This is a genomic window from Streptomyces sp. ISL-36, assembly GCF_018614205.1.
Taxonomy (GTDB): domain Bacteria; phylum Actinomycetota; class Actinomycetes; order Streptomycetales; family Streptomycetaceae; genus Streptomyces.
The window spans coordinates 40,092-53,302 of sequence record NZ_JAGGOS010000025.1 but is presented as its reverse complement, the minus strand read 5'-3'; the positions used below and the strand labels follow the sequence as shown (position 1 = coordinate 53,302).

At 72.5% G+C, this 13,211-nt stretch carries 9 protein-coding genes, 1 pseudogene and 1 riboswitch; of the genes and pseudogenes, 3 read left to right on the top strand and 7 right to left on the bottom strand.

Annotated features, from left to right (window positions below):
* Both J7E93_RS07075 and J7E93_RS07070 read left to right on the top strand, forming a co-directional pair.
* Positions 1–784 (top strand): annotated as a pseudogene (locus J7E93_RS07075) (hypothetical protein); the annotation flags it as partial.
* Positions 785–874: 90 nt separating this feature from the next.
* Entirely contained in the window at positions 875–1,984 is a 1,110-nt protein-coding gene (locus tag J7E93_RS07070; protein WP_215066508.1) for an LOG family protein, read from the top strand.
* 44 nt (positions 1,985–2,028) lie between these two features.
* Here the strand turns inward: J7E93_RS07070 and J7E93_RS07065 are convergent, their stop codons facing one another.
* Complete coding sequence (locus J7E93_RS07065; RefSeq protein ID WP_215066506.1) at positions 2,029–3,135, bottom strand: hypothetical protein; 1,107 nt, start codon at positions 3,133–3,135, stop codon at positions 2,029–2,031.
* Between the two features lie 115 nt (positions 3,136–3,250).
* Here J7E93_RS07065 and J7E93_RS07060 point away from each other — a divergent pair, with 115 nt between their 5' ends.
* On the top strand, positions 3,251–4,174 hold the full coding sequence (locus tag J7E93_RS07060) for a hypothetical protein (RefSeq protein ID WP_215066504.1): 924 nt from the start codon (positions 3,251–3,253) through the stop codon (positions 4,172–4,174).
* Between the two features lie 66 nt (positions 4,175–4,240).
* Here J7E93_RS07060 and J7E93_RS07055 read toward each other — a convergent pair whose 3' ends face one another.
* The 6 genes from J7E93_RS07055 to J7E93_RS07030 all read right to left on the bottom strand — a co-directional run bounded on the left by J7E93_RS07055 (position 4,241) and on the right by J7E93_RS07030 (position 13,177).
* On the bottom strand, positions 4,241–5,269 hold the full coding sequence (locus J7E93_RS07055; RefSeq protein ID WP_215066502.1) for an ABC transporter ATP-binding protein: 1,029 nt from the start codon (positions 5,267–5,269) through the stop codon (positions 4,241–4,243).
* Positions 5,269–6,882, bottom strand: coding sequence for an iron ABC transporter permease (locus tag J7E93_RS07050; RefSeq protein ID WP_215066516.1), 1,614 nt, complete (start codon positions 6,880–6,882; stop codon positions 5,269–5,271). Before J7E93_RS07050 ends, J7E93_RS07055 begins: the two co-directional genes overlap by 1 nt.
* 38 nt (positions 6,883–6,920) lie before the next feature.
* Positions 6,921–8,000: a thiamine ABC transporter substrate binding subunit gene (locus tag J7E93_RS07045; RefSeq protein WP_215066500.1), complete on the bottom strand. Its 1,080-nt coding sequence runs from the start codon at positions 7,998–8,000 to the stop codon at positions 6,921–6,923.
* Between the two features lie 70 nt (positions 8,001–8,070).
* Positions 8,071–8,178: riboswitch (TPP riboswitch) on the bottom strand.
* A gap of 29 nt (positions 8,179–8,207) precedes the next feature.
* On the bottom strand, positions 8,208–9,314 hold the full coding sequence (gene rlmN / locus J7E93_RS07040) for a 23S rRNA (adenine(2503)-C(2))-methyltransferase RlmN (protein WP_215066498.1): 1,107 nt from the start codon (positions 9,312–9,314) through the stop codon (positions 8,208–8,210).
* A 263-nt stretch (positions 9,315–9,577) separates the two neighbouring features.
* On the bottom strand, positions 9,578–11,908 hold the full coding sequence (locus J7E93_RS07035) for an FhaA domain-containing protein (protein ID WP_215066496.1): 2,331 nt from the start codon (positions 11,906–11,908) through the stop codon (positions 9,578–9,580).
* A gap of 387 nt (positions 11,909–12,295) precedes the next feature.
* The gene (locus tag J7E93_RS07030) at positions 12,296–13,177 is read right to left on the bottom strand and encodes an SDR family oxidoreductase (RefSeq protein WP_215066494.1); all 882 of its coding nucleotides are present in this window, start codon (positions 13,175–13,177) and stop codon (positions 12,296–12,298) included.
* Positions 13,178–13,211 lie beyond the last annotated feature (34 nt).

Below are 13,211 nucleotides of genomic sequence, written 5' to 3'. Positions count from 1 at the left end.
CCTGCACGCTCGGCTCGATGCTCGCGCTGCTGTTCTACCTGCACCTGCGCGGGGACATCACCGGGCTGCCCTTCGACGGGGCGGCCGCCGAACTGCTCGCCGCGGACCAGCCGATCCCGCTCGCCGCCGCTCTCACCCTCCTCGCGATCCTGCCGGTGGCCGCCTCCACGGCCCGGCGCGGCCGGCGCCCTCCGGCCTGCCGTGGGGCGTGGCGCTCCTGGCGGTCGGCCTCGCGGTGGAGACGTACGCGGGGCAGGGCGACGCGGACGGGACGATCCCCCTGCCCGCGCGGTTCGAGGGCAGCCCCGGCGGCGTGCTCGCCGGCTGGATCCTCACGGCCGTCGGCCTCGCAATGGCGGGCCCGGGCATCACCCACTGGTGCGGCCGCCTCCTCCAGGCGGTCCGCCCGGGCGCCGTCCGGCTGCTGGCGGGCCGCATCCTCATGGACGAGGCCCGCCGCATCGGACGCCCGCTCGGCGTGGTGTGCGCGGTCGCCTCGGGCGCGCTGGCGACGGCAACCCTGTACGAGACGGGGACCGGCGACTTCGGTCCGCTGTCGAGCCTGGGGGCGGCGCTGGTGACGGCCTGCACGACGGCGACGCTGCTGACCGCGGCGCTCGAATCGAAGCAGTACCGAACCCGCACCACCGAGGCCCTTCTCCGCCTCGGCGCCCCTCCCACGGTCCTGCGCACCGCGGCGCTGCTGCGCGCGGGAGTCCTGCTGGCGGTGTTCCTGCCCCTGACGTGGCTGGTGGGGGAGCTCGCGGCGGTCCCGCTCCGCTGACCGTCGCGGTGACCGCCCCTCGGGGCGGACGGCCGGGCACACGGGACCGGCGTCCGGTCCGGGCTCCGGGCGGCCGCCTATCGTGGGGCCATGGCCCGCACCCACGACCGCGAGATCCACACCCACCGGGAGTTCGCCGCGGCCGTCGCCCACGGCTCCCTCGTCGGCCACCGGATCCAGTCGCTCGACCTGACCGACGACACCGTCGCGCTGCTGTCCGCCCCGACCACCGGCGCCGTCTTCCTGGGCTGCGCGATGCGCCCGGAGGCCGCCGCCAAGGTCCGCGCCGACGGGGCCCTCGTCTTCCCGCCCGTCCCGGACGTGCCGTTCGACCCGTACCGGGCCGTGCTCTACTCCCCCGAGGAGCTCTTCGCCGGGGTAATGCGGGACGAGGGGTACGCGGCGACCCCCGACGCCCTCGCGTACGCCTGGTTCCAGCGGACGAAGGCCGACGGCGACATCTTCGCGTCGATGCTCCGGGCCATCCACGACGACGCGATCTCCGACGCTCTCGACGAACTCCTCGTCGGGCGCCGGATCGTCGGCGTCATGGGCGGCCACGCCATGGCCCGGGGCACGGACGCGTACGCCGGTGCGGCGCGGCTGGGCCGCTCGCTGGCCCGGACCGGTTTCACCGTGGCGACGGGCGGCGGCCCCGGCGCGATGGAGGCCGCGAATCTCGGTGCGTACACGGCGCCGCTCGCCGACGCCGCCCTCGACGAGGCGCTGGAGCTTCTCGCCAAGGCGCCGTCGTTCACCCCGTCCGTCACCGACTGGGCGCGGGCCGCGTTCGAGGTCCGGGGCCGGTGGCCCGGCGGCGGCGACTCGGTCGGCATCCCGACCTGGTTCTACGGCCACGAGCCTCCCAACGCCTTCGCCGGCCACATCGCGAAGTACTTCGCCAACGCCACCCGCGAGGACGGACTGCTCGCCCGCTGCAACGGCGGCGTCGTCTTCCTGCCCGGCGCCGCCGGGACGGTCCAGGAGATCTTCGACAACACCACCCCGAACTACTACGAGTCCCGCGGCGGGCCGACCCCCATGGTCCTGGTGAACCGCGCCCACTGGACCGACCGCCTGCCGGCGTGGCCCCTGCTGTCGGCCCTGGCGGTGGACCGTCCGATGGCGGCCCGCATCGCGCTGGTGGAGACGGTCGACGAGGCCCCCGAGGCGCTGCGACGGCTGGCGAACACGCCGTAGAGCACCCGGCGGGCCCCGACGGACGGCGCTCGGGCCTCGGCCGGCTACATCCGGCGGACGGCCTGTGCCTCCGCGCGCTCCACCGAGGTCCGGCCGTGGACATGCACGAGCGCCAGATGGAACAGGGCGGGGGCCAGCGGCGCCCAGCGGTGGATCCGGTCGGGCCGCAGCAGGTACCGGGCCACGTCGACGGAGCGGAAGGGGACGTACTCGATCGTCTGGTGCTCCCAGCGGTCGGCGACCCCTCTGCTCAGCCGCGCCTGGAGCTGATCGCCCGTCATGTCGCCCAGCCGCGCGTAGAAGTGGGCGCTCCAGTGGCGCTTGTCGACGTCGAGGACGAAGGCGAGCAGGGAGAGCGTGTACTCGTGCGGCTCCAGGGACAGCTCCTCGCGCATGCCGCGTCGGGCCACGGCGTGCAGATCGGGCGCGTTGCGGCCGGAGGAGTCGATGTGCCGGGAGAGCCCTTCGTTGACGGAGGAGTTCCATACGCCAGGTGCCATACGGACCCGGTTGCTCCGGCGGCTGACGACGAGCAGGTGGTCGGAGGTGACCACGGCGACGTTGACGGCGAAGCTGCACTGCAGGAACGCGGGTGCGGTCAGCGGGTCCTCGGGGTCGAGGTAGCGGGACCTGGGCGTGCTGCCGTCCGGCAGCCGGCGGTCCAGCTGCTGGGCGGCGAGGAAGGTGTAGTAGTCGGTGGGACGCAGCCGCAGATGGACCTCGGACTGCTCGTCGAGGGCGGTTCTGGACACGTCCAGGCTGTCGACGGCGTACCGCGGCCCGTTCCAGACCGGGGTCCGGTCGCCCGCCGCGCCCGCCCGGTTCTCCTCCGCCTCGATCTCGTCGCGCCAGCCCGCCATCTCCTCGGGCAGCGCGACCTCCCCGTCCAGAACCTGGATGTGGATCGATTCGGCGGCGATCGCGCGGTCCCCGTCCCCCTCGACGATCAGGGCGGAGGTGTGCAGCGGGCCGAGGGAGAAGGTCGTCCAGGCCAGGGACTGCCGCTCGCGGAAGGTGATGCTCCGGACGACCCCGGCCGAGCGGCGTCTGATCCTGAACCACACGTCCTGCGTCCACTGCTGGAACAGGGTGGCGAACACGACCCCGAGGATGGCGCCGACCACTCCGTTGCCCACGTCTATTCCGCTCACCCGCAGCAGCGTAGCCACATGATCACTTGTGTGTGAGCGGTGGAGGCAACTTCAAAGGGCGATCCCACGTCTGCCATGCGGAACGAACTTCGCGTACCGGAAGAGGAGCCCCCTCGTGCTCATAGGACTGCTGACCGCCGTCGCCGCCTCGATCTGTTACGGCACGGGCTCCGTCCTGCAGGCCGTCGGGTCCCGGAAGTCGGCACGCCGCGAGGCGGCCGCGGCCGGGCAGACCACCGAGCGGGGCGGACCGAGTCTGTCCTCCACCGCGAAGGCCGCGATGACCTGGCAGTTCGTCGTCGGCACGATTCTGGACTTCGTCGGCTTCGGCCTCGGGGCGCTCGCCGCCCGGATACTTCCGCTCTTCCTCTCCCAGACCGTGATCAGCGCCAACCTCGTCATCACGGCGGTCCTGAGCGTGAAGATGCTCGGGATCCGGCTGACCCGCGCGGAGTGGACCTCGATCGGCGTGGTCTGCTCGGCCCTGGTGCTCCTCGCGAGCGCGGCCGGGCCGGAGGGCAGTGGGCACACCCCGATCGCCACGCACTGGTGGCTGCTCGCGATCTCGCTGCTGCTGATGGTGGGCGGCACCGTTGTCGTACGGCTGCTGGGCGCCCGGGCGGCGATCCTGGCCGGTCTGCTGTCGGGTCTCGGTTTCGGCGCGCTCGGCGTCGGGGTCCGGGTGCTGAACGGCATCGACCCGTTCGACCTCGGCGAGCTGCTCGCGGACCCGGCGCTGTACGCGATCCTCGTGGCCGGGACCGGCGGGATGTATCTGCACACGGTCGCGCTGCAGATCGGGTCGGTCAACGGGGCGACGGCGGCGCTGGTGGTCGGCGAGACCGTGCTCCCCGGCATGATCGGCGTGTGGTGGCTGGGCGACGCGTCCCGTCCGGGCTTCGCCTGGCTCGCGGTGGCCGGTTTCGTCCTGGCGGTCGCCGGTGCGGTGGCGGTGGCGTGGTTCGGTGCGCCGGAGGGCGATCCGGGCGCGCAGACACCGGCGCCGGCGCCGGAACACGAGCCCGTGCGCCTTCCGTAGCGGCCGCGTCCCGCGCACGGCCGAGGGCCCCGCCGTCACTCCACCGTCATCGTCCCGGTCGCCGCGTCAGTCCCGCTCCCCCGCCAGGACCACGACCTCGGTGGACGCGAACGTCACACCCACCTCGTCACCCTCGTCCGGAGCCTGGCCGAGCGTGCACTCGGCCTCCAGGAGCGGGCCTTCGGCGGGCCGGAGGAGGACGGCGACGTGGCTGCCCCGGAACGTGCGGGCCTCCACGGTGCAGGGCAGCCCCTCCCGGGGGGCGCCGAGACGCACTCCGGCCGGGCGGACGAGGATCTTCCGCTCGCCCTGCGCCGACCCCTCGGAAACCGGGATCTTCCCCCAGACGGTGTCCGCGGCGCCGCCGCCGACCGTCGCCGGCACGACGTTGTCGAAGCCGAGGAAGCGCGCCACGAACTCCGACGCCGGCCGCTGCCACACCTCCAGCGGGGTCCCCGACTGGGCGATCCGGCCGTCCCGCATCACCACGACCCGGTCGGCGAGGGCGAACGCCTCGCCCTGGTCGTGGGTGACGGCCAGCACGGTCGTACCCAGACGTCCGAACAGCCGGCGCAGTTCGACCACCAGCCGCTCCCGCAGCCCACGGTCGAGCTGCCCGAGCGGCTCGTCCAGCATCAGCAGCCGGGGCCGCGGGGCGAGCGCCCGGGCCAGCGCCACGCGCTGCTGCTCGCCGCCGGAGAGGGAGGCGACGGCCCGTCGCCCGGCCCCCGGCAGCCCGACGAGGTCGAGCAGCTCCGCCACCCGCGCGGTCTGTTCGGCCCGGCCGACCCCGTGCATCCGCAGGCCGAAGGCGACGTTGCCGCCCACGTCCCGCTGGGGGAAGAGCTGATGGTCCTGGAACATCAGCCCGACCTCCCGTCGGTGCACGGGCACGCCGGTCCGGTCCGCGCCGCCGAGCAGCACCCGGCCGGCGTCCAGCACCTGCAGCCCGGCGACGGCCCGCAGCAGCGTGGACTTGCCGCTGCCGCTCGGCCCGAGCACGCACACGATCTCGTGCTCGGCGACCTCCAGGTCCACCGAGTCCAGGGCGGCGCGCTCACCGAACCGTACGGTCGCGTCCTTGAGCGTCAGCATCAGAACTCCCCTGAGGTCCGGTCGGTGCGGATCCGTTCGAGCAGCAGCAGGGCCACCGCGCACACCACCATCAGAATCGTCGAAAGGGCCATGGCCTGGCCGTAGTTGAGCTCGCCGGGCCGGCCGAGCAGGCGGGCCACGGCGACCGGTAGCGTCGGGTTGTCGGGCCGGGCGATGAAGACGGTCGCGCCGAACTCGCCCAGTGAGACGGCGAAGGCGAACCCGGCCGCGATGAGCAGCGCCCGTCGTACGAGCGGCAGATCGACCTCCCGCCAGGCCCGGAGCGGCGAGGCGCCGAGCACGGCCGCCGCCTCCCGCAGCCGTTCGTCGACCGCCCGGAGCACGGGCAGCATCGTGCGGACGACGAAGGGGACGCCGACCAGTGCCTGGGCCAGCGGGACGAGGATCCAGCTGGCCCGCAGGTCGAGCGGTGGCTCGTCCAGGGTGATGAGGAACCCGAAGCCGACGGTGACGGCGGAGACCCCGAGCGGCAGCATGAGCAGCGCGTCGAAGCCGCGCACCAGCCGCCCGGCCCGCCGGGTGAGGGCCGCGGCGGCCAGTCCGCCGATGCCGACGGCGAGGGCGGTGGCGACGAGGGCGTACCGGAGCGAGTTGCCGATCGTGTCGGCCAGGGGCACGAGGAAGGTACCGGAGGGGTCCACGGACCGCAGCGCCCGGTAGTAGTCGAGGCCGTATCCGTCCTGGGTGGCGAAGGACCGCTCGACGAGCACGCCGAGCGGCAGCACGATCAGCAGCGCGACGGAGACCAGGACGGCCCCGAACAGCGTCCACTGGCCGGCGCCTCGGGGGCGGTGCGCGGTCTGTTCGGGCGCGACGAGTTTCAGCGCGCTCTCGCGCCGGCGCACCGTCCGGGCGTGCACGGCGAGGATCGCGCCGACGGCGACGAACTGCACGAGGGTGAGGACGGCGGCCGTCGTCAGGTCGAAGCGGTCGACCGTCTGCCGGTAGATCTCCGTCTCCAGGGTGGAGTACGTCGGCCCGCCGAGGATCTGGACGACGGCGAAGGACCCGGCGGTGAAGAGGAAGACCATCAGCGCGGCGGCGGCGACGGCCGGGGCGAGCGCCGGCAGGGTCACGGTCCGCCAGGCGGTCCAGCGGGAGGCGCCGAGGACGCGGGCGGCCTCCTCCTGGCGCGGGTCGAGCTGGGCCCACAGTCCGCCGACCGTGCGGACGACGACGGCGTAGTTGAAGAAGACGTGGGCGAGGAGGATCGCCCAGACGGTGGTGTCGAGGCGGACGCCCCACAGGTCGTCGAGGAGCCCGCCGCGGCCGACGAGGGCCAGGAAGGCCGTGCCGACCATGACGGTCGGCATGACGAAGGGGACGGTGACGACGGCGCGCAGCAGCCCCTTGCCGGGGAATGCGAAGCGCGCGAAGACGTACGCGCCGGGGAGTGCGATCAGCAGTGTCAGCGCGGTGGAGGCGAGCGCCTGCCAGAGCGTGAACCAGAGGACGTCGAGGATCTCGGGCCGGCTCAGCGTCTCGGCGAACCGCCCGAACCGCCATGCGCCGTCCGTCCTCAGCCCGCGCTCGACGATCGAGACGACGGGCCAGGCGAAGAAGACGGCGAAGAACGCGACGGGCACGACCATCAGGCCGAGCCGCGCCGCGCCTCCGCGACGGTCCCGCACTACTTCAGGACGAGTGACGACCACTGCTGGATCCACTGGTCACGCTTCTCGGCGATCTTCGCGGGTGCCATGGTCTGCGGCTTGTCGATCACCACACCGTGCTGGGTGAAGAGCGCCGGAAGGGTGGCGTCCTCGGTCACCGGGTTGACGAACATCTGCAGCGGCATGTCGTCCTGGAACTTCTTGGAGATCAGGAAGTCGATCAGCAACTTGCCGCCCTCGGGGTTCTTCGCCCCGTTCAGCAGGCCCGCGAACTCGGTCTGCCGGAAGCAGGTGCCGGTGGAGACGCCCGTGGGGGCCTCCTTCGGCTGCGGCTCGGAGTAGAGGACCTCGACCGGGGGGCTGGAGGCGTACGACACGACCAGCGGCCGGTCCCCCTTGGCCTTCTTGCCGCCGGCGGAGCCGGAGAACTCCTGGTTGTAGGCGAGCTCCCAGCTGTCGACGGTCTTGACGCCGTTGGCCTTGAGCTTCTTCCAGTAGTCCTGCCAGCCGGCGTCGCCGTACCGCGCCGCCGTACCGAGCATGAAGCCGAGGCCCGGGGAGGACCGCTCGGGGTTCTCGACGACGAGCAGGTTCTTGTACTCCGGCTTCGCCAGGTCGTCGAAGCTCTGCGGCGGGGTGAGCTTCTTGTCGGCGAAGTACTTCTTGTCATAGTTGACGCAGATGTCGCCGGAGTCGATCGGGGTGACCCGGTGCTCCTTGTCGACCCGCAGCTCGGCGGGGATCCGGTCCAGGCCCTTCGCCTCGTACGGGACGAAGATCCCGTTGTCGAGGGCGCGGGAGAGCAGGGTGTTGTCGACGCCGAAGAAGACGTCGCCCTGCGGGGAGCCCTTGGTCAGGATCTCCTTGTTGACGGCCTCGCCCGCGTCACCGCTCTTGAGGACGTTCACCTTGAAACCGGTCTTCTGGGTGAACTCCGCCAGGACCTCCTTGGAGGCGTTGAACGAGTCGTGACTGACGAGGGTCACGGACTTGGGCGCACGGCTCTCCGCGCCCTTGTCACTCCCGCCGCAGGCGGCGAGCGTGGTGATGCCGAGCGCGGCGACGAGCGCGCACGCGGCCGTCTTCTGGGTGTTCACTGAATTCCTCCTGGGTGTGACCAGGAAGAGACGCGGCCCTGCCCACCCGAAGGTGGGCAGGGCGCAACAGCTCGAGTAGCGACCGAACTTCCTACCCAGAATGACCTGGGCGAGGTTCAGAGGGTCTGCGGTCCGATGACCGCACTCTCAGCGCTGTGGCGCTCCCCTGTCGGAATATGGAGATGTGTTCGAGCTCAGACTACAAGGTCAGCGCTCGGTGGCCGCCAGCTGTCCACAGGCACCGTCGATCTCCTGACCCCGGGTGTCGCGCACGGTGACGGGGACGCCGTGGGAGGCGATGGCCTCGACGAAGGCCTTCTCGTCCTCGGGGCGGGAGGCGGTCCACTTCGACCCGGGGGTCGGGTTCAGCGGGATCAGGTTCACATGCACCCTCTTCCCCTTGAGCAGCCGTCCGAGGAGGTCACCGCGCCACGCCTGGTCGTTGATGTCCCGGATGAGGGCGTACTCGATGGAGATCCGGCGGCCGGACTTCTCCGCGTACTCCCAGGCGGCGTCGAGGACCTCGCGGACCTTCCACCGGGTGTTGACGGGCACGAGGGTGTCGCGCAGTTCGTCGTCGGGCGCGTGCAGCGAGACGGCGAGACGGCACTTGAAGCCCTCGTCGGCGAAGCGGAGCATCGCGGGCACGAGGCCGACGGTGGAGACGGTGATCCCGCGCTGCGACAGGCCGAGGCCGTCGGGCTCGGGGTCGGTGAGCCGTCGGATGGCCCCGACCACGCGCTTGTAGTTGGCGAGCGGCTCACCCATGCCCATGAAGACGATGTTGCTGAGCCGCGCCGGCCCTCCGGGCACCTCGCCGTCGCGCAGGGCGCGCATGCCGTCGACGATCTGGTGCACGATCTCGGCCGTCGACAGGTTCCGGTCGAGCCCGGCCTGGCCGGTGGCGCAGAACGGGCAGTTCATCCCGCAGCCGGCCTGTGAGGAGATGCACATGGTGACCCGGTCCGGGTAGCGCATGAGCACGGACTCGACGAGCGTGCCGTCGTGCAGCCGCCACAGGGTCTTACGGGTGGTGTCGTCGTCGCACGAGATGTGGCGGACCACCGACATCAGGTCGGGCAGCAGCTCGCCCTGCAGCTTCTCGCGGGAGGCGGCGGGGATGTCGGTCCACTCGGCGGGGTCGTGGGCGTACCGCGCGAAGTAGTGCGTGGACAGCTGCTTGGCGCGGAACGGCTTCTCGCCGATCGCGGCGACGGCCTCCTTGCGCTCGGCGGGCGTGAGGTCGGCAAGGTGCCGCGGCGGCTTCTTGGCTCCGCGGGGCGCGACGAAAGTGAGTTCTCCGGGCTTGGGCATGGTGCTACCAGTGTCGCAGACGCGCGCGCGTGGCCGGGGGGCGAAGACGGCGGGGTGGCGTCGCGGGCCGTTGTGGGCCGTTGTGGGCCGCCCCCGGCCATTGGGGGACGGCCCACGAACGGCCCGCGGACGGCCCGGCGATTCGCCACCGTGACCTGGCTAATCGCTCGGGCCGGCGCACGCGGTCCGCGAGGCGCCGTGGGCGGCGCCGGAGATCCGCGGGGTCGACGATGCCGCGTCGTGAGCGCTGCTCCGGTGACGGATCAGCCCCATGCGGGGGCGGCGAACATGCTGGCCGCGTTGTATCCCGAGTGGGGGTAGGAGGCGCCCCAGCTCACCGCCTCGGGCTGGGTGCGGGGGAAGTCCGCCGCCACCAGCGTCGCCAGATCGAAGTAGGCCTCGCGGGTCCGTGGCTTCATCTGCTCCAGATCGACCTCCGAGCCCGTGGCGAGGTGCTCGTCGAACGGGATCATCACCACGCCCCGGCAGCGGGCGCGGAAGTGGTCCACGACGTCGTTCACCCGGACCATCTTGCTCTTGCCGCGGGCCTCGGAGATCACGGTGATGCTCCGCTGGACGAGGTCGTCGTAGTGGTGCGCGCTGAGCCAGTCCAGGGTCGTGCTGGCGCTGGTGGCACCGTCCACGCTGGGCGTGGCGACCACGATCAGCTGGTCCGCGAAGTCCAGGATGCCCCGCATGGCGCTGTGCAGCAGGCCGGTCCCGGAGTCGGTCAGGATGAGCGGGTAGTGCTGTCCGAGGCAGCCGACCACCTGTCGGTAGTCCTCGTCGTTGAACGCCGTGGAGAGCGCGGGGTCCGCCTCGTTGGCGAGGATCTCCAGTCCGCTCGGGGACTGGGAGGTGAAGCGCCGTACGGCCATGTAGTTGTCGATGTTCGGGATCTCGGCGACGAGGTCGCGGATGGTGGCGCCGGTCTCGCAGCGCACCCGCCGGCTGAGCGTCCCCGCGTCCGGATTGGCGTCGATCGCGACGACCCGGTCCTGGCGCTCGGTGGCGAGCGTCGCTCCCAGTGCGGTCGTGGTGGTCGTCTTGCCCACTCCGCCCTTGAGGCTGATGACGGCGATCTTGTGGCACTGCATCACCGGCGTGCGGAGGATGGCCAGCTTCTGCTGGCGCTCCCGTTCCGCGCTCCTGCCGCCGATGCGCAACCGGCTGAGGCCGCGGCGGTCGCCGGGCCGACTGCGCAGCAGACGGTCGGAGGAGAGCTCGACCGCGGCGCTGCGGCCCAGAGTCCCGCCACGGCCCCCTCGGTCCGCTCCCGCCCAGGGGGGCGGATTCTGGTGAGCCGGCGGGCCGTAGTACGGCGGCATTCCAGGAGCGCCGTACGGCGCCTGCCCCCGCGGGGCGTAGGGGGTGGACAGGGGCTGCAGCTCTGCACCGAGGCCGTGCATCGCGGGCACCGGGGCGTGGTACTCCGCCGGGCCGTGCGGCGGCGGGGTCTCGTCGGCGTACCGCGTGTCGGTCCCGGCTTCCGTCGGAACGGCGCCCTGGGGCTCGTCGGCGGCGCACGAGGCAGCCTGCGCCGGGTCGGGTCCGTCGGAGCCGTTTCGTCTCCTGTCGGGTGCTGGACCGTCGACGGAGGTGTCGCGATCGTTCGTCACGGTGAGTCCTTTCGAAGTGTTGAGGGTTCCGTCGGGCACCGGGTCGGCGGCGTGGCGACGGCGGTGCTCTCCGGCCGGCAGTGGGGTCTGCTTGCCGGGCCCATGACGTGAGGCTTCCGCGCGGCGGAGACCGCCGGAGGAGGCGGGAGCGACCGGCGGTTGCCCTGCGGCGGATCTCCTGACCGGAGGCTCGGACGAGCCGATGACCTGCCGGCGGTCGACACCACGCCCGGGGCGGGGTGCGTGGCCTGCCGCGGGATCGAGCGCGGGAGGCACGCCGTGCGAGGAGGGGAGGGCACGCAGTGCGCGACCGGACCGAGGCAGAACGGCCACCCCCGCGCGGTCCGTCATGGGCTCCACGAGGCGGAGCGGCCCGGGCGACGCGGTGAGAGGGCTCGGCGGGTCCGCGCGGACGAGTGTGCCGTCCTCGGCGAACGTCAGGCCGAAGGATATGAACTGGTCCACGGTCAGGACCTGCTTGTCCCCGCGCCGGACGGGCGGCGGCGGCTGCCAGGGCGGGGCCCCGCCGTCGCCGAGGCCGGCCGACGGCGCGTAGGTGGCGCGGTAGTGCCGAGTGGCTCGGAGGGTGTGCTCGACCTCGGGCGGGACCTCGAGTCGGCTGCGCACGCGAAACTGCCCGGCCTTCAGGTTCTCCGCTCGCTGCAACTGCACCTTCAGCGGACCTACGAACGAATACCGCTGCTGATCGGCGTATTCGCGGAGCTTTTGGACCAGCTCCTCACCGAGCATGAGCAGGCACGCGCTCTGCAGTTCGTGATCGCCGGGGCTGAGCTCGACGATGAAGCCGTTGGGCGCGATGGTGCAGTCGCGGTTCCAGATCCTGGCGTTGATGTCGCACTCACGCCTCAGAGCGCCGATGAACTCCATGGGCTGGACCGCGGATTTGAAGACCTTGGCGAAGGTGCCGTTGACCAATACCTCGAAGCACTGTTCGATCTTGTTCAGCGTCCCCACTGCATCCTCCGGGGTGTCAGATGAGGAAGGGATTGCGGACAGTAGTCATATATCCACAATGGGTGATCACGCGTGGCGTGTCGCGCTGATTCACCGGATCGGTCATCGCGGCGGGCGGTCCGGACGACTCCTGAAGGCCCCCTGAGGGGCCGGCGGTGTCGGCGTGAGCAGCGGTGACCTGGTCTTTTCGCCGGGTGTCTCCTCGCCGCGGCGGGAGTGCCGCCCTTGGGTCCATCCGGCGGACCAGGACCGGGCGAGACATTCGGGCCACGGCTGGGCCGGGCGGGACGTTCCGGGGCGGGCCTGGGCACGGCCCGGCGTTCCGGGCGCGGCCTGGGCCGGGCGGGGCGTCCGGGCGCGGCCTGGACCGGCCAGACGTCCTGGCACCTAGGCCGGCCGCTCACGGTCCGCGGCGCCGCCACGGCCCAGGAGGCCGGTGGGGGCGAGGGCATCCTCGTCGAGGCGGGAGAGGATGTGCCGGGCGCGGTGGGTGACCAGCCGCGGCAGCAGGGGGCGGGCCGCCCCGACGGCGCCGATCCAGGGCGGGAGGCCGATGAGGGGGCGGCGGCGCTCGATGCCGCGCGCCAGCCGCTCGCCGACCCCGTCGAGGGCGTACACCCGGGACATCGGCCAGGGCAGGTGGTGGCGCAGTTCGCGCATCACCCGGTGCTCCTCGGCCCCCCGGATCATCTCGGTGTCGTGCCAGGTGAGCCGTGCCACCCCGACCGCCACCCCGCGGTGGGCGACCTCCGCCCGCAGGGCGTACGCGAAGGCCTCCGCGCCGGCCTTGGACGCGGCGTACGCCGACATCATGGGTGACGGGGCGAAGCCCGCGAGCGAGGAGATCTGCAGGTAGTAGCCGTGGGTCGCCAGCAGCGCGGGCAGGAGGACGCGTGCGGTGACGGCGCTGCCCATCAGGTTGACCTCGACGATCCGCCGCCAGACGGCGGGGTCCATCCGGTCGAACGGGCCGCCGGCGACGATCCCCGCGTTGGCCACGACCACCGACACCGGCCCCAGCCTCGCTCCGATCTCGCGGGCCACGGCCGTCATCCGCCGCTCGTCGGTCACGTCGGCCGGCCAGGGGTGGGCCGCGCCCCCGGCCGCCCGGCAGCCGGCGGCCACCCGGGCGAGTTCGGCCTCCTCGTGGCCCACGACGGCGACCCGCGCTCCGCGGCGGGCGAGGGCCAGGGCGACCTGCTCCCCCACGCCGCGGGCGGCGCCCGTGACGACCGCCGTACGGCCGTGCAGTGGTGAAGCACCGGTCATGGGTCCACGGTAGGCAGAGGGGCGGATGGATCGC